The sequence below is a fragment of the Planococcus beijingensis genome, assembly GCF_016820615.1.
Taxonomy (GTDB): Bacteria; Bacillota; Bacilli; order Bacillales_A; family Planococcaceae; genus Planococcus; species Planococcus notacanthi.
Map to the genome: position 1 here is coordinate 56,139 of NZ_JADHDZ010000010.1, position 21,378 is coordinate 77,516.

The window sequence follows — 21,378 nt, forward strand, 5'->3', positions numbered from 1 at the left end:
CCTCCTTTATGCGTGGTAATCCGATTTGCCTTCGACATAATCCTTATCGAACAAGAATAAGCGGAACAATAAGTAAAGCGATGGCAACAACAGGCATAAACCAGCGATAAACGCAATGATCAGCGCAATGGCCATCGATTCATTCGTAAAGCTGTCATAAATAGTCAAATAAGGATACAACAGATAAGGATAATGCGATGCCCCATAAGCAAAGAACGCTGTAAAGAATTGCCCCATCAATAAAATGAAAGCCCAACCGTAATGGCGTTTCTTCCAAATTAAGTAGACCGTTCCGGCAAACAACAGGAATGACAAGGCGAATACCCACCATAAATCAAGAATGCGTGCATAATGCTCCGGATTATGGCCGCGCAGCTCGTAGATGATTCCGGTTGCTGTAATGATGGCAGGACCTGCCCAGATCAATGCATATTTGCGCATCAGTTCGTTGGCTTTCAAGTCACCGGCTTTTGAAGAATACCAAGTCAAGAACACGGCTGAAATGTAAAGTACGGCCGTTAAACTCAAAACTACGATACTCCACATCAATGGGCTGGTAAATAAGGTCCAGTAATCCAGATAAGGCTGGCCATTGTCCATTTTGATGAACCCGCCTTCGGACATGGCCAGTACCGGCGACAAAGCTGCCGGCAACAATAGCCCGGATAAACCGTACATGTAAATGTATCCTCTATGGTTGATTTTTGCCCCGTAAGTCGCGAATGCGTAATAGGAGCCGCGAATCGCCAACAATATCAATGCAAGGCTCGCCGGAACCAGCAGCGTTGTGCCGTAATAAAACGCAGTCTGCGGGAAAAATCCGATGATCCCGACAAAGAAGAACACAAAGAATACGTTGGTGACTTCCCATACGGGTGACAGATAACGTTGAATGATGCCTGTCAATATATGCTGTTTGCCGATAAATGAACTATAAGCATTAAAGAAGCCGGCACCGAAATCAATCGATGCCACGATGACGTACAGGAACAAAAACAGCCAGAGAACGGAGATGCCGATAATTTCCAATGTCATTGTTCTTCACCGCCCTTAGCATTTTCACGTGCCGCCAATTCTTTTTCAACCGGATTGCGTCTATACATTCTGGACAAGACGACAACTGTTCCGATCCCGAGGATGATGTATAGGCCAGCGAACAGGATAATCATCAAATCCACTTGGCCGCTCGTGGTTGCCCCTTCACTAACTTTCATATGGCCTCTGAGTATCCAAGGCTGTCGTCCGACCTCTGTAAACCACCATCCTGCTTCGATGGCGATGAGCGCCAAAGGTCCTCCGGCTACGGTCAGCCAGCGGAACCATTTGGCCTGGATAAACGCCCAGCCGCGCCAAGCGGCTACTACATAGACAAAGGAGAACAATGCCAACCACATGCCGATCATCACCATCGTATCAAATAGATAATGGATCCACAGCGGCGGTCTCTCATCTTCCGGGAATTCATTGAGCCCAATCACTTCTGTAAACGGATTGCTGTGTGCCAAGATGCTCAAGGCATACGGGATTTTTATGGCGTACTTCGCTTCTTCCCCGTCCAACACACCGAAAAGAATCAACTCTGCTTCTTCTCCCGTTTCAAAATGCCATTCAGCAGCTGCCAATTTTTCCGGCTGGTACTCTGCTAAATACTTGCCTGAGAAATCCCCAATCAATGCCGTGGCAATGGCAAATACCAGCCCCAGTTTCATGGTGAGGAATAAGGCTTTCTTATGATAAATATGTGTCGAACCGCGCAGCATCCGGAATGCCGCAATCGAAGCCAGTAAAAATGCACTGGTCATGAAAGCAGTCGCCATGACATGGGCCACTTTGGTCGGCACTGCCGGGCTGAACATAGCCAGCAACGGGCTAACATTGACCATTTCACCGTTCAGCACTTCAAAACCTTGCGGCTGATTCATGAAGGCATTGACGATCGTAATGAAAACAGATGACGCTGCTGCACCCAGTGCAACTGGAATAAGCAATAGAAAATGTTTGCGTTGGTCTTCAAAGCGATCCCATGTATAAAGATAAATCCCCAGGAAAATAGCTTCAAAGAAAAATGCGAATACTTCCATGAACAACGGAAGGGCAATCACGTTCCCTGCCAGCTGCATAAAATTCGGCCATAATAGGGATAATTGCAGACCGATTGCCGTACCTGTCACAACACCTACTGCAACAGTAATGACGAATCCTCTGGCCCAACGGCGTGCCAGCAAAATGTAGTGATCGTCTTTTTTCTTAATGCCCACCCACTGGGCAATCATAATCATAAGAGGGACACCTACGCCAATCGTTGCGTAAAGAATGTGGAACGATAGAGTCAATAGCGTTAGGATGCGACTCAGAAAAGCCGGATCTTGAAAGTCCAATCTACTCGTCTCCTTTTTTATGCATTTGATTCACTGTTTCTATAGTTCCTATTGTACATCAAACCCTATTTCCAAAACGCCTCCCAAGCCTTGTTTTCCAGCCAAACTTTGAATAAGGTGTGACAAAGAAAGCAAAAAGAATTGTAATTTTTCTCAATTTTTAGTATTCTAAAGAGAACAATAAAAAAGGGTGATGCAGCATGAGAACAAAACGGAAAGTATTTGCATATATCACAAGAGGCGATGAAGAAAATCGCGAATTGTTGGTTTTCGAGTATAAAGGAGAACCGGAAGTCGGATTGCAGGTGCCGGGCGGCACAATCGAAGAAGGCGAACTGTTGATTGATGCCTTATACAGAGAAGTAAAAGAAGAAACAGGATTGCCAAGCGATGTTCTTGAATTCGTCGGGAAAATCCATAAGTATACCTACTATCCTGAGCATCAGGACAAAGCGTATGAACGGAACATCTTTCAATTTGAATACACAGGTGAACCGGTCGAACAATTTGAACACACCATTAAAAGCCATGGCCGTGACAATGGCATGACCTTGCTGTTCCGTTGGGAACCAATTAAGAACCTGCCGCAGCTTGCAGCAGAACAGGACAAAGCCATCGAACTCCTGTAAGCAAAAGATTACTTGGCTTAACAAATATAAAAAGCTGGAAAACGGAGAGACACTCCATTTTCCAGCTTTTTATTTGCGGTCATGTTCCTTTAACGAATCAAGCGGGACGTACATTTCAATATGGCTTGCCAGGTTTTCAAATACCGCCGGCAAGACGCCGCCGTATTCCCCATCCAAATTCAACAGCACCCGTTCTTCTGTCGTTACTGTAATTTTACTGGCTTTCGCATAAATGACATGAGGGTCCGACAAATGCTCTCCCCGCAAAGCCAAAGAGGCAACACGGATAAATTCCGCCATATTGAGCTCTTTCAAAATCAGCAACGTGAATTTGCCGTCATTGATGCTGGCATCTGGTGCCAGTTTTTCAAATCCACCAACCGAATTGGTCAAACCAATTAAGAACATCATGGCACTGTCATCAAAAATCTGGTCATCGTATTCAATTCGGACGCGCGAAGACCGGATTGAAGGCAACATTTCGATGCCTTTCAAATAATAAGCCATTTGGCCAAGAACCGTTTTCAGTTTGCTTGGCACTTCATAAGTCAACTCGGTGATTCTTCCGCCGCCTGCAATATTGATGAAATACCGATCATCGTTCATCAAGCCGATATCCACTGGAATTGAATCCCCTTTGAGAATAATATCAACAGCCTTGTTGATATCACGCGGAATATGGACAGCACGCGCAAAATCATTCGTCGTCCCCATCGGTATCAGGCCCACTTTCGGCCGGTTCTCGAATTTAGCAATCCCTGAAATCACTTCATTCAGTGTGCCATCTCCTCCGACGGCGATCACCAAATCAAAATTTCGTTCTACGGCAACTTTAGCAGCTTGTATTGCATCACCTTCACAAGTCGTTGCATGACAGGAAGTTTCGTATCCGGCCTGTTCCATTTTCTCCAGAACCTCGGGCAAATGTTTACGGAATAATTCACGGCCGGAAGTTGGATTGTATATTATGCGTGCACGTTTCATCAGATTCAGCCTTTCTGGACTTCCTATAAAAATAAGACAGGAAAAATTTGTGGACTCCTTGTTAACACTGTCCTGCAGGATGTCTGTCCTTTTTTTGCGGACAGCGCCCCTTGTTTATTTTAAGACCGTTTCAAATGCCTTGCGCAAATCTTCATAGACAATATCCCAAAACTCTTCGTTGTAAACAAAGCCATCTGAAATTTCACTAATGACCGTCTTCATGTGAAGGTCGTATTGCGGATCTTCCTTTTCAGGCAGAACCGATTTCTTCTCATCGACAAACTCCTGCACTTTGGGCGCTCGCGGGCCCCAGTCTCCCAATACCCGGCCATCTTCCGAAAGGAGGATGTATTTCGGAATGGAACGTCCTCCATTCGTTAAATAACGATCCATCAATTCCAAGTTTTCGTCCCGGTATACACAATGAACATCCAAGTCAGCCGCATCCGCGATTTTCCGCAAGATGGCATTGTTCATCATGGCATCCCCGCACCAGTCTTCTGTAATGACCAGTACATGAGGCTTCTTCTCTTTCAGCAACGCCATGAATCCCGGATCCTCAGGCAATTCAAACTTTTCGTATATACTGTAAGACTTTTGTTGATTTGACTCCATTTGAGCCATATAACTTTCCAACGTAATGCCTTGTACAAAATATTCCTGTTCGGTCATCATCTAATCACTTCTCCTTTGTCTGCTTTACTGGTGGCCAGCCGGGCGATATCCCCGTTTGGATCTTTTCCAAATCCATAATGAATTAAGAAAATTCCATTGACTGTAATTTCGCTTTATCCTCAGTTTACTGTTCTCCAGCAAAGTCTTCAAGGCTCAGATGCAGAAATAGTCTTTTCCAGCGCTTTATTCGAAGAATTAGGATGATCTTCGTTTAAAGACGACTCGTGCCTATGCTAAGTTCCCTAAAGTTATAGTCAGCCTTTACACACATATATTATTCCTATAGATCAATAAAAAAGAGCAGCCCTTTACGGACCGCCCTTTTACTAGTGTTCTCTTTTATCGTTTTGCAATTTCTGCAAGAAGGATTTTATTGAGCAATGGCGGATTTGCCTGCCCTTTCGTCTGCTTCATGATCTGTCCGACAAGGAAACCGATCGCGCGGTCTTTGCCGTTTTTGAAGTCTTCAATCGATTGCGGATTGTTGTCAAGTGCTGCTGTGACGAATTCACGCAATGTGTTTTCATCTGAGATTTGGACTAGCCCTTTCGCTTTGACGATATCGTTCGCGTCGCCGCCTTTTTCAATCAATTCCTTAAAGACTTTCTTGGCGATTTTAGATGAAATGGTGCCATCTGTAATCAATTTGATCATGCCAGCCAAACCTTCAGGAGTCAAAGCCGTATCTTCCAGCTCTTTTTGTTCAGCATTCAAGTAAGCTGATACTTCACCCATCAGCCAGTTCGAAGCCAGTTTGGCATCAGCGCCGGCAGCTACTGTCGCTTCAAAGAAATCGGAAATTGGTTTTGCCAATGTCAGAACCATAGCATCGTATGAAGACATGCCAAGCTCCGAAACATAGCGGGCTTTGCGGGCATCCGGCAATTCCGGAATTTCAGCACGGACGCGCTCCAGCCATTCATCATCAATGACGATGTCGACCAGATCCGGTTCCGGGAAGTAACGGTAATCGTCAGATCCTTCTTTGATGCGCATTAACAAGGTTTTGCCTGTTGATTCATCGTAGCGGCGTGTTTCCTGTTCGATGATCCCACCTGATAGCAGAACCTGCTCTTGGCGAATCTGTTCGTGCTCAATGCCTTTGCGGACGAAGTTGAATGAATTCAAGTTCTTCAATTCGGTCTTCGTGCCGAATTCATCCTGGCCGAACGGACGAAGCGAAATGTTCGCATCGCAACGCAGCGAACCTTCTTCCATACGTACATCTGAAACACCTGTGTACTGAATGATTGCTTTGATTTTTTCCAAGTAAGCGTAAGCTTCGTCAGCTGTGCGGATATCAGGTTCCGAAACGATTTCGATCAACGGTGTCCCTTGGCGGTTAAAGTCGACCAAGGAATGGCCATTGCCGGTATGCGTCAGTTTCCCTGCATCTTCTTCCATGTGAAGGCGCGTGATGCCGATGCGTTTCTTCTCGCCTTTTACTTCGATTTCAATCCAGCCGTGTTCGCCGATTGGCTGATCAAATTGAGAAATCTGATAAGCCTTCGGGTTATCCGGGTAGAAATAGTTTTTCCGGTCGAATTTGGTGTGGCGGGTAATTTGGCAGTTCAATGCAAGTGCAGCTTTCATTGCCCAATCCACTGCCGTTTTGTTGACGACTGGCAGAACGCCTGGATAACCAAGGTCAATGACGTTTGTGTTCGTGTTCGGCTCTGCGCCGAAATGAGCCGGTGCAGGAGAGAACATTTTGGATTCTGTTTTAAGTTCTACATGGACTTCAAGTCCGATGATCGTTTCAAAGTTCATTTTGCTGCTCCCTCCCATGTTTGAGGAGTTTTTTTATGGAAATCGGTCGCTTGCTCAAAAACATCAGCCACACGATATACGGTTTCTTCGTCGAAATATTTCCCGATGATCTGCAAGCCAAGCGGCAAGCCGTTGTCGAATCCACAAGGAACGGAAATGGCAGGTACGCCAGCCAAGTTTACTGGAATCGTTAAAATATCATTGGCATACATCGTCAATGGATCGTCGATGATTTCACCGATTTTAAACGCCGGTGTCGGCGTTGTCGGACCGATGATGACATCGTATTTTTCAAAAGCATCATCAAAGTCTTTTTTGATCAGCGTACGGACTTTTTGTGCTTTTTTATAATACGCATCGTAATAGCCTGAGCTCAATGCGTAAGTGCCAAGCATGATGCGGCGCTTGACTTCATCGCCAAAGCCTTCAGAACGGGTATTCATGTAAAACTCCAGCAGGCTTCCGGCTTTTTCCGTGCGGTATCCATAACGGATGCCGTCAAAACGGGAAAGATTGGAAGATGCTTCAGAAGAAGCCAATAGATAGTAAGTCGCCAACGCGTATTTCGAATGAGGAAGTGAAATCTCTTCACAAATGGCGCCTCTTTCTTCAAGCACTTTCAAAGCGTCAAGAGCAGCTTGTTTTGCAGCTTCGCCGACACCTTCACCAAAATACTCTTTTGGAACACCGATACGCAGTCCCGTAATGTCGCCTGTCAAGGCAGCAGCAAAATCTGGAACTTCTACATTGGCAGAAGTTGAATCCTTGTCATCATGCCCTGAAATGGCATTCAACAATAAAGCATTATCTTTAACGGTTCTTGTGATCGGACCGATTTGATCCAACGAAGAAGCGTAGGCGATCAAGCCAAAGCGCGAAACGCGGCCATAAGTCGGTTTCATGCCAACTACACCACAGAATGCAGCAGGCTGCCGGATCGATCCGCCGGTATCTGATCCCAGAGTGAATGGTACTTCTCCAGCAGCGACTGCAGCAGCAGAACCGCCTGAAGAACCTCCTGGCACCGTTTCAAGATTCCATGGGTTTTTCGTTTTCTTGTAATACGAGTTTTCATTGGAAGAACCCATTGCGAATTCATCCATATTCAATTTCCCGACAGTCACCATTCCAGCTTCTTTCAATTTTTCTACAACGGTTGCGTTATAGATAGGATTGAAACCTTCTAGAATACGGCTGGAAGCTGTTGTTTCCAAGCCTTCTGTTACAATATTGTCTTTTACTCCAATCGGCAAACCAAATAACGGCCCGCGTTCAGCAAAAGGCACTTTGTCCATTTCTGCGGCCTGTTCGGTTGCACGTTCTTTGTTCAATGCAAGAAATGCATCCACTTTTGGTTCAAGAGCTTCGATGCGGTCAAACGCCTGTTGCGTCATTTCAGCAATCGTCGTTTCTTTTGTATGTATCATTTCCTGCAATTCTGCAGCTGTTTTATCCACTAATGACATCTATGGTTCCTCCTTCCGGTTATTCCAGGATTGTTGGGACTTTTACTTGTCCGCCTTCATGTTCCTTTACGTTTTTCAACATCAATTCGCGGTCCAATCCAGGGATGGATTTGTCTTCGCGCAATACATTGACCATCTGCAAGACATGAGTGGTCGGCTCGACGTTTTCTGTATCCAGTTCATTCAGCAACTCCATTGCATTCGTAATTGCTTCCAATTGATCTGCAAAATGTTCCGCTTCTTCATCAGTAATTGCCAATCTCGCCAAATGAGCGACTTCGATTACTTCTTCTTTAGTCATTTTCGCCATTTTTCTACACCTCCGGATTCAGTAAACATACGCTATATCATAACATTTTTCTAAAAAAATGAATAGGGACAGCCGCATGGCCATCCCCGTTTTCATGCAATTTATTCGTAAATGTGAACAAATGGTTCGGTTTCTCCTGCTTTTCGCAAGACCAACGCTTCTGGTCCGTTGGTAGAGGTTACACTGACTTCGATCAGTACGTTTTCAGGGAAATGATCCACGACCAGTCCCGTGACATATTGTGTAAATCCGATCACTTCGGCAGCGCCATAGAATTGGATTGGGATTTCAATCTTTAATTCTTTCAATTGGTTTTCCTGATAATGACCGGTACCGATGACACTTGTGAAATTGGAAAAGTAGATTTCAACGTCCTGCTTGAAGTTGCGGAATGCCGTATCGATATCACGGTAACGTTCATCCGAACCGGAAGTAGGAAACAACACGTTGTTTTCGTTTACTGCGTTCCAGCCGGCAATAGCTTGTTCGCCCCCCGGGGCAGCACCATATGAGAAGTAGGTTCCGGGCACCATAGTATTTCGCGAGTTTTGTTTAAAGAGACCCACCACAATTGGAACGTCTCCCAAACCTTCTTTTTCACGCAGGCGCTTGACGATTTCATCAGCCATGCGCTTGCCTTCTTTTTCAATCTGCTCTTGCGGAATTTCCTCTTCATAGGCGATATCGTTTTCCGAACTGTAGTAAACCGAGTTCAATGCAAGCCCGACCGAAATTCCGCCGAGCCTTATGGTGTCTTCTTTTGTTTTCACCAAATAATTCTGTTCAATGACATGGGCAAGGATTTCGGCAGGCGGACGTTCGCCTGCTTTCTTTTGCTCACCTGTACGGCCATCTGCAGGATTCAACCCTGCCGGATTGTCTTTGCTCGTACGCTGCAGCCAAGAAGTCACATCTTCATCAGTGATCATCTGGCCTTCCTGAAAATAATAATCGTCAGGAGAAAATTGCTTCTGCGACAAACGCAGCAACCCGTTTTCGGTTTCGGCAATATCATAACGGGAGTTCAGCCGATTGACGATTTTCCCTCTTGTAGCGCTTTCCTTATATGGCAGAAGTGTACGGTAAAACTGATCATCCAACTGCATGCTTGGAATAATGGCCGTCTCGACTTCTTCTTTTTCATTTATCACTTCCGCTTCCTCATCAGTCCCGGAAGGAACACATCCCGTTAACAGCAGCAAGCTGATCGGAATCCACCATATGCGTTTCATCTTAAAATCCCCTTATTTATTCAATTCCTCAATGAGACGTTCTTCGTCCCAAATGGCTACCTTCAGCTCGAGTGCTTTGTCGAGCTTGGAGCCCGCCTCTTCACCGGCAATCAGCAAATCGGTTTTCTTGCTGACGCTTCCTGACAGTTTGCCGCCGAGCGCTTCAATCTGCGCGCTGGCTTCCTGTCGCGTCATTTGTTCCAATTTGCCAGTCAAAACGATTTTCTTGCCTGCAAAAGCATTGGCTCCTGCCTCTACGCGGATGCGTGTGCCGGTGTATGTTAAGTTGACGCCTGTCTCGCGCAAACGTTCCATCAATGCGCGAACTTCTTCATTATCAAAATACGTGACAATGGAATCGGCCATCTTTTCGCCAATTTCATGGATTTCAACCAGTTCTTCCTTGGACGCTGCCATCAGCTGTTCCATGGTTCCGTAATGCTCGGATAAAATGCGGGCTCCTCTTTCGCCTACATGGCGGATGCCCAAACCGAACAGCAGCTTCTCCATTGAGTTGCTTCTGGAAGCATCGATCGCTGCAATCAGGTTGGAAGCTGATTTATCGCCCATGCGATCCAACTCAAGCAATTGGTCCTTGGTCAGTTTATAGATGTCGGAAATATCCCGGATCAGGCCTTCCCGGTATAATTGCTCAATCACTTTTTCGCCCAGCCCGTCAATATTCATGGCATTGCGGGATACAAAATGAATCAGCCCTTCCGTGATTTGTGCAGGGCATTGCGGATTGACGCACCTAAGGGCTACTTCTCCTTCAATACGGACAAGCTCGCTGTCACAGGCCGGACAGTTTTCGGGCATCTCAAAAGGAAGCTCTTCTCCTGTCCGCTGCTCAACGATAGCCGAAACCACTTCCGGGATTATATCTCCCGCTTTTCGGATAATGACTTTGTCGCCGATGCGAATATCTTTTTCCTTAATTAGATCTTCGTTGTGCAATGAAGCCCGTTGGACAGTCGTTCCTGCAACAGCTACCGGATCCAGTATGGCTGTCGGCGTAACGACACCTGTCCGTCCGACACTCAATTCAATGTCGCGGACAATGGTCATGACTTCTTCTGCAGGAAATTTATAAGCAGTGGCCCATTTCGGGCTTTTCGCTGTAAATCCAAGGTCCTGCTGATGAAGAAAACGATTGACTTTGATGACGATGCCGTCAATTTCATAAGACAGCTTCGTCCGGCTTTCTGTCCATTTCTCGATATAAGCCAAAACTTCTTCCACAGTTGAACACACTTGGCGCTCCTGATTGGTCTTGAATCCGAGCTCACTCAGGTAACTGAGCGATTCATCGTGTTCAGTCAAACCATAGGTCTCTCCGTCTCCTCCGATTCCGTAGATGAAGACGTCGAGATTGCGGCTTGCTGCAATTTTCGGGTCCAACTGGCGCAGTGAACCTGCTGCCGCATTGCGCGGATTGGCAAACAGCTCTTCACCGCGTTCTCCCCGCTGCTCATTCAAAGCATGGAAGGATTTTTTCGGCATGAAAACTTCGCCGCGCACTTCAAGCGTCACCGGCTGCTTTAATTTTAAAGGAATTGCACGGATCGTCCGCAGATTGACGGTTATGTCTTCACCGATACGGCCGTCTCCGCGTGTTGCGCCTTTGACGAATTTACCGTCTTCATACATCAGCGACACGGCAAGTCCATCAATTTTCAGTTCACAGACATATTCGATTCCGTCTCCAGCTCCACTGCGCACCCGTTTATCGAATTCACGCAGATCCTCTTCGCCGAAGACGTTCGATAAACTCAACATCGGCCGCTCATGCGTCACTTTGTCGAAATTGGAAATCGGCGTTCCGCCGACGCGCTGTGTCGGCGAATCCGGAAAAATCAAATCGGGATACAGTGTTTCCAAGTCGATCAATTCATTCAGCAATTGATCATAGATGGCATCCGGTACAGCCGGCTTATCCAATACGTAATAAGCATGGCCATAGTTCCGGAGCAGTTCGTTCAGTTCATTTACACGTTCTTCCGCTTTTATGCGATCCATAGGGTTTCCTCCCGATTATACTTTTTCAATCGGCGCAAATTTGGCCAATAGCCGTTTGATGCCGACAGGGCTTGGGAAAGCGATATCCAGTTCCATTTGTTCGCCTTCGCCTTTGACGCTGACGACCATGCCGGTGCCCCATTTTTTATGTTTCGCTTTATCGCCTGTTTGCCAACCGTGCTTATCGCCACCCGATTGCTGGAAGGCAGGACGCGATACAGCGAGACGCTTCGGTGCCTGCTTATAGCTGGTCGCAGCTCCGGCCCGGTGATGGGCTGTCGTTTGTTCAATCAGTTCCTCCGAAATCTCCGAGATGAATCGGGACGGCATATTGTAATTGCTTTTCCCGAATAGCGTTCGGGAAGACGCATGCGTCAAATACAGCCGTTTCTCAGCACGGGTGATGCCGACATAAGCCAGGCGCCGCTCTTCCTCCAATTCCTCGTCGTCATTATTTGACCGTGAATGCGGAAAAACGTTTTCTTCCAGGCCGATGATGAAGACCACAGGGAATTCCAATCCTTTCGCTGCGTGCATCGTCATCAAAATGATCGGACCGTCTGCATCTTCCTCGTCATCCAAGGAATCGATATCTGAAATCAATGCCAAATCTGTCAGAAAGGCAACCAGTGATTTATCATCGCTTTGTTTTTCAAATGCTTTTGTCACCGACAGGAACTCTTCCAGGTTTTCAAGGCGGCTTTCGCCTTCAATCGTTTTGTCGATTTGCAGCATGTGCCGGTAGCCTGATTTTTTCAGCACTTCCTCCACCAATTCCGTTACCGACAAATACTCCTGCATTTGCGTAAAGCTGTCGATCATCGTGCGGAACTCGAGGGCGGTCTGTGCCGTTTTAGGGGTCAGCCCCATAAAATCGGCTTCCTGCAAAGCATCCATGATGGTGCGGTCCTGTTCAATCGCAAAACGCGCCATCTTCTCAAAAGAAGTCGCCCCAATGCCACGCTTCGGTTCATTGATGACACGGGCCAATGACAAATCATCGTCATTATTGGCAATCAACCGCAAATACGCCAGCAAGTCTTTGATTTCCTTGCGGTCGTAGAACTTCGTTCCGCCGACGATGGTATAGGACATATTCGATTTGACGAACATCTCCTCCATGATACGGGATTGTGCGTTGGTCCGGTAAAGGATCGCAAAATCCGAAGTCTTATAATGTTCTTCATCCATCAATTTCTGTATCGTCTGCACGACAAACTGTGCTTCCTGGCGCTCGTCTCCCGCTTTATGCAAAGTGATTGCCGGGCCTTCATCGTTGTCGGTGCGCAACTCTTTCGGATAACGGCTGGTGTTCTTCTGGATCACGTCGTTTGCTGCTTGCAGAATGCGCTTAGTCGAGCGGTAATTCTGCTCGAGCATGATCACTTTGGCATTCGGGTAATCTTTTTCAAATGACAGGATGTTGGTGATATCCGCTCCGCGCCAGCGATAGATCGACTGATCCGAATCCCCGACCACGCAAATATTCTTGAATTTGCTGGCCAACTTCTGGACCAATTGGTATTGGGCATTGTTGGTATCCTGGTATTCATCGACGTGGATGTAATGGAATTTATTCTGGTAATATTCCAGCACTTCCGGGACCGTATTGAATAAATTCAACGTCGTCATAATCAGATCGTCAAAATCGAGCGATTGGTTTTTCTTCAGGCGTTTTTCGTAAGCCAGATAAACTTCAGAAACCGTCTTTTCATACGGATTGAACTGATTCATGTCAGCTGCAAATTGCGCCGCATCGATGCATTCGTTTTTCGCCGATGAAATGGCATTCAGCATCGTCCGAGGTTCATATTGTTTCGAATCCAGGTTCTGCTGTTTCAAGACATTCTTGATGACCGTCAGTTGGTCGGTCGTATCCAGAATCGAGAAATTCTTTGACATGCCCATGCGGTCGATATCGCGACGCAGAATCCGTACGCACATCGAGTGGAACGTTGAAGCCCACATGCGCTGCCCTGTTCCATGCCCCAGCAATCCATCAATGCGGTTCCGCATTTCGCGCGCCGCTTTATTGGTGAAAGTAATCGCCAGGATATTGGATGGGTAAACTTGTTTTTCCAGCACCAAATAAGCGATGCGATGTGTCAGCACGCGTGTTTTCCCTGAGCCTGCACCCGCCATGATCAATAGGGGGCCTTCAGTCGTTTTGACCGCTTCCGCTTGTTCCGGGTTCATTCCGTTCAGTAAGTTCTTCGTTATTAATTCCATTGTGCACCACCTCGAACATTCGTTCTTATTATTATAGCGATTAGTCAGCCGTTTCCGCAACTGCCTCTACGGTTTCAATCGCTTTTTCGATGTTTTCATAAATGATATTGCCGACGACGATGGTATCAGCAGCAGCAAGTGCTGCTCTCGCCTTATCAGCTGAATCGATTCCGCCTCCGTAAAACATACGGGTTTCGTCCAGAACTTCTTTCACTTTTCCTGCCAGTTCCATATCGCCGTAAATGCCGCTGTACTCCAGATAAAAAATGGGCAGCCGGAAAAAATGTTCGGCCAGCCGGGCATAAGCCACGACATCATCCGCCGATAAATCCGTTTTGGCTCCGGTCAGCTTGGCGGCTTTACAGTCCGCATTCAAAATGCAATAGCCTTCCGCCACCATTTCGTCCCATTCCAATATCTCACCGTATTCTTTAATAGCTTGATGATGGAAACCTTTGATCCACTGCGGATCATCACTGTTAAGCACCGTCGGGATGAAATAGTAATCAAAGCCGGGCGCGACAGAATCAATTGTCGACACTTCCATAACGATCGGCAGATTATAAATTTGTATGCGTTCCGTCAATTCAAGGACATTGTCGAGTGTGACATGATCACTGCCGCCAATCAAGATGGCATCGGTCCCGGATCTGCAAATTCGTTCCAAATGTCCATCCGTAATCTCTTTAGCCGGATCTAATTTAAAGACATGCCGCCATGTTTTGAAGTCCATTTAATTTCACCTGACTTTACATCGATTATCATCTATTTATTATAACAAAAAAACCGAACAGAGTCGGTTCTCTGTTCAGTCTTTTGGAAGTTCAAACGGTTTTTCGTCGGGATACAGGCGCCCAAGCATTTCATCATAGCCATCATTTCCGTAGTTAAGGCAACGGCGGACACGTGAAATAGTCGCGGTACTGGCACCCGTTTCATTCTTGATTTTTTCGTATGTTTTTTTCATACGAAGCATATGTGCTACTTCCAAACGCTGTGACAGCGATTGAATTTCACTGATTGTGCATAGATCATCGAAAAAGCGGTAAGCTTCTTCCTTATCCTTCAAAGCCAGGATCGCTTCAATCAGCTGATCTGTCTGATGGCCTCTGATTTTATCAACTTGCATGCAGCTTCATCATCCTTTCATTGCTACGATCATCAAGGCGTATAGCTGACGGACTGTTCCATACCGGGTGCAGTCGGAACAACATGGAACCAGGTTTTCCCCGGCACCAATTTCACCGTCTCACCGTCTTCTGTCGGTACGGGCATCCCGTCTATCGAACTCCATTCTATTTCACGGACGCCGCCCGCCTGGAACAACAGCGCTTTTCCACCGTTTTCCAGATCAATTGACTGGCGCCCTTCAGAATCGACAGTTTCGTGCGGCGCTTCAAAAACCAAAACATTCGAGACTTTCACTGTTTCCAAGGTCTCTTTATCGGTTGTCGGTACGCCACCGGACGATCGGCTGTATAGATGTGACTTGCTGTCATATGTATACTCATTGAAAAACAACTCGTTTGTCCCGTACGCTACGCTTACCGAAAGAGCCTGTTCCTTAAGTTTAGCATTTTCCCCCGAGTCATAGAAATAATAAGGTGATTTCCATCTGTATTCAGTTGAAGCCTGCACATTCCCCATGGCTGTTTCGATATTTTCCGCAGTGATATAAGAGTTATGGGGAGCAACACGATCGCTTGACCGCTGAAACAAAGTGCCATCATGTTGAATGCCATTCACGTGGTCAACCACCCCAGATTCCAGCATCACTTGAGCAGCGGGGCTGTAGCCATGAGCAACAAAAAAAGCATCAGAAGCAGCTGCCAACTCGACAAAATACTCCCTCGCACTGCGGATGGGACCAATGGTTTCCGGAAAATCACTTTGGTACAAAGCCAAAAACCGGGTGATGTCGTATTCTGCAATCATTTCAAAAACCATATCTGCTTCACCCAATCCGGTTTGCGGACGGGCATCCGGATGATTATTGATGACTGCCATGACCGTTCGGCGATTGGTCGGAGGAGTCGCTTTTTCACCAGTGTATGGGGCAATTGTCAATGAGTTCTCCACAGGTGGCTGCTCTTCCGGGTCTTCTTTCATGATTATCCAAAAACCTGCAGCAAATGCAGCGAGCACCAGTAAAATAAGCATGGCAAAAATCCAATTCTTCATATCATTACCTCATGAACGCCGGAAACAGGATTTTTTTATTCATGACATCGTAAATGCCTTTTTGTGTCACGCGGACATATGGCAGATGAGTCGCCTGCAAAAACAGCAAGGTATAAACAGCATCGCCATGCTTGTAACCGCGTTCTTTCAATGCTTTCTTCAAGGCCTGTTCCTGGACGATCAATTGTTCCATCGGCAAATCCGACATCACTCCGCCATAGGGCAGCGGCAGAGATTCTATAATCTCTCCATTTTCCGTCAGGATGATGCCGCCTTTCAGGCGTTTCAATTCATTGAAGGCAATCCACATATCTTCACGATTTTTGCCGATCAGGATAATATCGCCCGTCGTCGTATAGGAAGATGCGAACCCATCAAGTCCCGGTGCGAAACCTTTAATCAATGTATTGACGCGCCATTTGCCTTTTTTATCGATCAGCATTAAAAAGCTTTCATCATGTGTTTTTGATAAATTGGAGTCATGCGTGTCAACACTGACAGAATAGGGTTTCGTGATGACATCATTGACCATTTCAATACCGAAAGGCATCGAAAACTGGAAGTCGTCATCCGTCAGTTTATAGTCGATTTCAAGATCCGGAAAAATCGACCAATCGATATCCGGTAAAGACAGGACTTTTTCTCCGTCTTTCTTCAGCCAAACCCCTTTTGAAATAACACCTGAAGGGACCGGATTTTCTAATGTATCAAGAATGTTCAAGTTGGCGTAACGGCCTGTCGCAATCAATCCGTGGAGGCTTGTTACGTTGTAATAACGGGCGACATTATAAGATGCCATCATATAGGCGTCGATCGCCGGTACACCGGCCTCCAGGGCGATTTTGATGCACAGGTCCATGACACCATCCAAATGAAAGGCTGGCGTTGAACCGTCTGTCGTCATCATCAATTTATCGAAGACGTTCAACTCGCGCTCGACAATCCCTTTCAGCAAATGCGGAAGATCCGGCCGAATGGAAGAGTGGCGGAGTGTGACTCCATAGCCATGAAGCAGGCGCATTTCCACTTCATCCACAGTCATCGCTTCATGGTCGCCATCTGCTCCAAGCAGTCGCATGCGAGCCAATGTTTTCTCTGACGCACCTGGGAAATGCCCTTCAATTTTTTTCAGCCCCATTTTGGCTTTTTGGATCCAGTACAGCATCTGGTCGTCACCCGCCATCAGTTTCGGCCAGCCCGTCAATTCGCCGCCGAGCAATACATCTTGGCGATCCAGCCATTCGCCGACTGATTTGGAAGTGAATAATCGGTCTTCCTCATTCAACTCTGTCTGGGAATCAAAACGCGTCCACCAATAAAAACTGAACGGCAATTCCGCCATCTGGTCCAACAATGAAAACGCTTTCTCATTTTCCAATGCTAAAAAAAGCGTGAGGTTATCGGAAAGGAACATCGTCGTTCCGCCCTGTGCCGCATGATCGGCAAAGCTTATGGGATTGTATAACTGTGAAGGATGGACATGAGGTTCTATGTATCCAGGAACGATGTATTTGCCGGTCATATCTGCTACTTCCGTCGAAGCATCCACTTTCGGCATTTCTTTTCCTGCATAGACGATACGATCATCAGCAATCCATATATTTCCTGTCATCCATTTCTTAAAAATTCCATGAAGATATGTTGCGTTTGTCAAAACGAGATCCGGCGCTGTTTCTTTTGTAACAATTTTCAACTGTTTGCGAATCTCTGTATTTTTCCATAGAGGATTAACCATTTGCCGGCACCTTCTTTCTACAAGTTCAATACTTAATATAGTAGCATAATTATACACGCAATTACAGGTTTTGCCTGCAAAAACAAGAACATTCTGATTAAAACCGGACACAAAAAATCCACGCATAATGCGTGGATTTTAGAAGTTCATTATTTTTCAACGGGATTGCTGAACGGTTTTAAGACATCCGTTTTTTCTTCTTCCTGGAAAGTCAGCACATCTGCAACTGAATCATAAGATTCGCCGTAGAATTGTTCGTCTTTATAGGTATGGATATCCTGATACATTTTCTTCATGCCTTCGAAAATCTCTTCTTCTGTTTCTCCACCCGGAGTCCAGTAAAGGATTTCCATTGAATTTTCTTCCCCGGTCGCCAACGAACGTCGGCAATATCCGATTGAAGATGCGTGTTCAAATCCTTCGCGCGCATAAAAACGCAGACGTTTTTCCGTGTCAGTGTCTTCGTAATTGACCGGCTCTACTTCAAGGATAATCGGTTTGTTCTTATCCTTCAGCATTTGAAGGGTCTTTTTGCCAAGTCCCATGCCGCGCGATTCTTTTGACACGAATAAATAATCCACAAATGTGAAATTCGGAAATTCCGCATACATCAAGACATGATAAGGGCCCTCATCTTTGTAATAGACGCTGCCTTTTTCCTTTAATAACGTATCCATATGCTCTTTTGATTTCATTTCTTCGACTGGAAAATACTGATTTAATTTTTCATACCAATTCATAATTTGTCTCCCTTCAAATTTAGGTGCCCTGCTGATTTTGTTTCTGAGGTCGTGATGAGTTTGCCATTCTGGAGTTTAAATAGAGGTAAAAGTGGGCTGTTGAAAATCCTCAACTTCATTTTTATTGCCTAAGGACAGGCAATAAAAAAAATGACACATCTTCTTGTCGAATTTGTGTCATCTAAAATTATATCATATCAAAAATTATTTTGCACGCCATCCGATGTCTGTGCGGTAGAAAAAGCCATTCCAGCGCAGGTTGTCCAGCTGTTCATAGACTTTGTCCTGAGCGTCCCTGATAGACGTTCCACTCGCTGAAACGAGCAGCACACGCCCTCCATTGCCCACATAACTGCCATTCAAATGCTTCGTGCCTGCATGAGTCACTTCGACTCCTTTGAGTTTTGACAGTTCGGGCAGAAGCGTGCCTTTTTCAACCGTCTCCGGATAGCCATCCGCCGCAATGACTACACCAAGCACTGCTTGGTCATCCCATTCCAGCTCGGCCGGCTGTCCGTTTAAAATCGAATCCATAAAGAGCCCAAAGTCGGATTTCATTCGCGGCAGGACCACCTGTGTTTCCGGATCTCCAAAACGTGCATTGAATTCAATGACTTTCGGGCCTTGTTTGGTCAAAATGACGCCTGTATAGAGAATGCCGTTAAAAGGCGTCCCTTCCGATGCCATCGCCTGGACCGCCGGTTCCACAATTTTCGTGAAAGTGTCATCGACGATTTCCTGTGAAATTTGAGGAACAGGCGAATAAGCACCCATGCCGCCGGTATTCGGTCCACGGTCTCCGTCAAACGCCCGCTTGTGGTCCTGCGAAATGACCATGGGGTAAATCCGGCCATCTTGGACAAATGACATGAATGAAAACTCTTCGCCATCCAAAAATTCTTCGATGACCACTTTGGAACCCGATTCGCCGAACTTTTGGCCTTCCAGCATGTCATTGACAGCAGAAACGGCATCTTCCTCCGTTAACGCCACAACGACTCCTTTACCGGCTGCCAGACCATCTGCTTTAATGACAATCGGCGCTCCGTGCTGACGGATAAAAGCGATGGCTGGAGCAACTTCTGTAAAAGTTTCATAGCCAGCAGTCGGAATGTTGTATTTCTCCATCAATTCTTTTGCAAAAGCTTTGCTGCCTTCAATTTGCGCCGCTTGTTTGGATGGACCGAAAATGCGCAGCCCTTTGGCTTCAAAAAAGTCGACGATGCCTTCTGACAATGGCTGTTCAGGACCAACAAAACTGAAGTCCACTCCTTGCTGTTGAGCAAAGTCCGCCAGACCGGCAAAATCCATTTCATCGATTGCCGCTATTTCAGCGTCTTCCTGCATCCCATCATTTCCAGGAGCTGCAAAAACTTTCGTGACCGACGGGGATTTCGAGAACTGCCGGACAATGGCATGTTCCCTTCCGCCTCTTCCAATAACCAATACCTTCATTTTGCTCCACCTCGATTAATGTTTGAAATGACGGACGCCTGTAAAGACCATGGCAATCCCGTATTCGTTCGCTTTATCGATCGAATCCTGATCTTTCTTGGATCCGCCCGGTTGGATGATGGCTTTAATGCCTGCTTGTGCAGCAGCTTCCACTGTATCGTTCATCGGGAAGAATGCGTCTGATGCCATGATGGCTCCTTGAGCTGCTTCGCCTGCCTGCTCCAACGCAATTTTAGCCGATCCTACGCGGTTCATTTGGCCCGCACCGATCCCTAATGTCATCTCCGAATTGCAGACGACGATGGCATTCGATTTAACATGTTTCACAACACTCCAACCAAGCTTTAGCGCCTCAAGCTCTGCTGCTGTCGGCTGGCGTTCTGTTGCGATTTGGATATCTGCATCGTCATATCCGTAGACGTCCGGCTGTTGGATCAACAAGCCGCCTTCAACGGTAACGGTGTTCCATTTGTCTTTGGTTTGGCTATCGAATGGAATCGTCAACAGACGGATGTTCTTCTTTTGTGTCAGCAATTCGATGGCTTCATCTGAAAATGCTGGAGCGATGATGATTTCAAGGAAAATCGTCGCCAATTGCTTGGCTGTCTCTGCATCCACTTCGCGGTTCAATGCCACAATCCCGCCAAAAATGGAAGTTGAGTCGGCTTCGTAAGCTTTTGCGAAAGCATCTGCAATCGTTTCGCCTGTACCGACGCCGCATGGGTTCATGTGTTTGACAGCGACTGCTGCAGGCATCTTGAATTCTTTAATGATTTGAAGAGCAGCATTGGCATCCTGGATATTGTTATAGGAAAGCTCTTTGCCATGCAATTGGTCGGCATTGGCAATTGAAAAATCCGATCCAAGCGGGCTGCGGTAGAAAGCGGCTTTTTGGTGAGGGTTTTCCCCGTAGCGAAGCGTTTGGGACAATTCATAAGTAAGCGTCAATTGATCCGGGTATTCTTCGCCCGTCAGGTCAGTCAAATAGTTGGAGATATAAGAATCATAAGCGGCTGTATGGCGGAAAACTTTCGCTGCCAATCGGCGCCGCGTTTCAGGTGTGGTTTGACCATTATGTAATTCAATCAATACTGCTTCATAATCGGTTGCATCGACAATAACAGTGACGTAAGCATGATTTTTTGCAGCAGAACGCAGCATCGTCGGTCCGCCGATATCAATGTTTTCAATTGCATCATCCACAGTGACATCCGGTTTGGCGATCGTTTCACGGAATGGGTACAGATTGACACAGACGATATCAATCGGTGAAATGCCGTTTTCAGCCATTTGTTTTTGGTGATCGGCATCATCGTGTTTGGCCAACAATCCACCGTGTACAAGAGGGTGCAAGGTTTTTACACGTCCTCCCAAAATTTCAGGAAACTTAGTGATTTCATCTACTGCAGTGATGGAAACCCCATTCTCTTCAAGAAACTTCTTCGTTCCCCCTGTCGATAAAAGTTCGTAGCCCATCTTTTCCAATTCTTGTGCAAATTCCAATATCCCGGATTTATCCGATACGCTGAGTAATGCTCTTTTTTTCACAAATAGTCCTCCTATAGATTAAGACCG

18 protein-coding genes are annotated in these 21,378 nt (G+C 46.3%); 1 reads left to right on the forward strand and 17 read right to left on the reverse strand.

Going from position 1 to position 21,378, the window contains the following annotated elements:
* Positions 1-6: 6 nt before the first annotated feature.
* Both IRE19_RS17435 and IRE19_RS17440 read right to left on the reverse strand, forming a co-directional pair.
* A complete protein-coding gene (locus IRE19_RS17435) occupies positions 7-1,035 on the reverse strand; it encodes a cytochrome d ubiquinol oxidase subunit II (protein ID WP_203341368.1) in 1,029 nt (342 codons plus the stop codon).
* Complete coding sequence (locus tag IRE19_RS17440) at positions 1,032-2,378, reverse strand: cytochrome ubiquinol oxidase subunit I (RefSeq protein ID WP_203341369.1); 1,347 nt, start codon at positions 2,376-2,378, stop codon at positions 1,032-1,034. The genes IRE19_RS17435 and IRE19_RS17440 overlap by 4 nt, the downstream gene beginning before the upstream one ends.
* Positions 2,379-2,578: 200 nt before the next feature.
* On the opposite strand from IRE19_RS17440, the gene IRE19_RS17445 reads away from it, so the two are divergent.
* Positions 2,579-3,007, forward strand: coding sequence for an NUDIX hydrolase (locus IRE19_RS17445; protein ID WP_191716812.1), 429 nt, complete (start codon positions 2,579-2,581; stop codon positions 3,005-3,007).
* Positions 3,008-3,076: 69 nt separating this feature from the next.
* Here the strand turns inward: IRE19_RS17445 and IRE19_RS17450 are convergent, their stop codons facing one another.
* From IRE19_RS17450 to purH, 15 genes are all read right to left on the reverse strand, one after another.
* Entirely contained in the window at positions 3,077-3,991 is a 915-nt protein-coding gene (locus tag IRE19_RS17450; RefSeq protein ID WP_203341370.1) for a diacylglycerol kinase, read from the reverse strand.
* 114 nt (positions 3,992-4,105) lie between these two features.
* A complete protein-coding gene (locus IRE19_RS17455; protein ID WP_203341371.1) occupies positions 4,106-4,666 on the reverse strand; it encodes a thioredoxin family protein in 561 nt (186 codons plus the stop codon).
* Positions 4,667-5,005: 339 nt separating this feature from the next.
* Positions 5,006-6,436, reverse strand: coding sequence for an Asp-tRNA(Asn)/Glu-tRNA(Gln) amidotransferase subunit GatB (gatB, locus tag IRE19_RS17460; protein WP_203341372.1), 1,431 nt, complete (start codon positions 6,434-6,436; stop codon positions 5,006-5,008).
* Complete coding sequence (gene gatA / locus IRE19_RS17465) at positions 6,433-7,902, reverse strand: Asp-tRNA(Asn)/Glu-tRNA(Gln) amidotransferase subunit GatA (RefSeq protein ID WP_203341373.1); 1,470 nt, start codon at positions 7,900-7,902, stop codon at positions 6,433-6,435. The genes gatB and gatA overlap by 4 nt, the downstream gene beginning before the upstream one ends.
* Positions 7,903-7,921: 19 nt before the next feature.
* Positions 7,922-8,212 carry an Asp-tRNA(Asn)/Glu-tRNA(Gln) amidotransferase subunit GatC gene (gatC, locus tag IRE19_RS17470; RefSeq protein ID WP_146559265.1) on the reverse strand — a complete coding sequence of 97 codons (291 nt, stop codon included), beginning with the start codon at positions 8,210-8,212 and terminating at the stop codon, positions 7,922-7,924.
* Between the two features lie 101 nt (positions 8,213-8,313).
* Positions 8,314-9,444: a CamS family sex pheromone protein gene (locus IRE19_RS17475; protein ID WP_203341374.1), complete on the reverse strand. Its 1,131-nt coding sequence runs from the start codon at positions 9,442-9,444 to the stop codon at positions 8,314-8,316.
* A 12-nt stretch (positions 9,445-9,456) separates the two neighbouring features.
* Entirely contained in the window at positions 9,457-11,463 is a 2,007-nt protein-coding gene (ligA, locus tag IRE19_RS17480) for an NAD-dependent DNA ligase LigA (protein ID WP_203341375.1), read from the reverse strand.
* A 15-nt stretch (positions 11,464-11,478) separates the two neighbouring features.
* Complete coding sequence (gene pcrA, locus IRE19_RS17485) at positions 11,479-13,692, reverse strand: DNA helicase PcrA (protein WP_203341376.1); 2,214 nt, start codon at positions 13,690-13,692, stop codon at positions 11,479-11,481.
* A gap of 40 nt (positions 13,693-13,732) precedes the next feature.
* Positions 13,733-14,425: a heptaprenylglyceryl phosphate synthase gene (pcrB, locus tag IRE19_RS17490; RefSeq protein ID WP_203341377.1), complete on the reverse strand. Its 693-nt coding sequence runs from the start codon at positions 14,423-14,425 to the stop codon at positions 13,733-13,735.
* 75 nt (positions 14,426-14,500) lie between these two features.
* Entirely contained in the window at positions 14,501-14,821 is a 321-nt protein-coding gene (locus tag IRE19_RS17495; protein WP_191716821.1) for a YerC/YecD family TrpR-related protein, read from the reverse strand.
* A gap of 32 nt (positions 14,822-14,853) precedes the next feature.
* Entirely contained in the window at positions 14,854-15,873 is a 1,020-nt protein-coding gene (locus IRE19_RS17500) for a DUF3048 domain-containing protein (protein WP_203341378.1), read from the reverse strand.
* Between the two features lie 4 nt (positions 15,874-15,877).
* Positions 15,878-17,608 (reverse strand): adenine deaminase C-terminal domain-containing protein, encoded by a 1,731-nt coding sequence (locus IRE19_RS17505; RefSeq protein WP_203341379.1) that lies wholly within the window; start codon positions 17,606-17,608, stop codon positions 15,878-15,880.
* Positions 17,609-17,757: 149 nt separating this feature from the next.
* A complete protein-coding gene (locus IRE19_RS17510; protein WP_203341380.1) occupies positions 17,758-18,348 on the reverse strand; it encodes a GNAT family N-acetyltransferase in 591 nt (196 codons plus the stop codon).
* A gap of 204 nt (positions 18,349-18,552) precedes the next feature.
* Positions 18,553-19,803: a phosphoribosylamine--glycine ligase gene (gene purD / locus IRE19_RS17515; protein ID WP_203341381.1), complete on the reverse strand. Its 1,251-nt coding sequence runs from the start codon at positions 19,801-19,803 to the stop codon at positions 18,553-18,555.
* Positions 19,804-19,818: 15 nt separating this feature from the next.
* The gene (purH, locus tag IRE19_RS17520; RefSeq protein WP_203341382.1) at positions 19,819-21,351 is read right to left on the reverse strand and encodes a bifunctional phosphoribosylaminoimidazolecarboxamide formyltransferase/IMP cyclohydrolase; all 1,533 of its coding nucleotides are present in this window, start codon (positions 21,349-21,351) and stop codon (positions 19,819-19,821) included.
* Positions 21,352-21,378 lie beyond the last annotated feature (27 nt).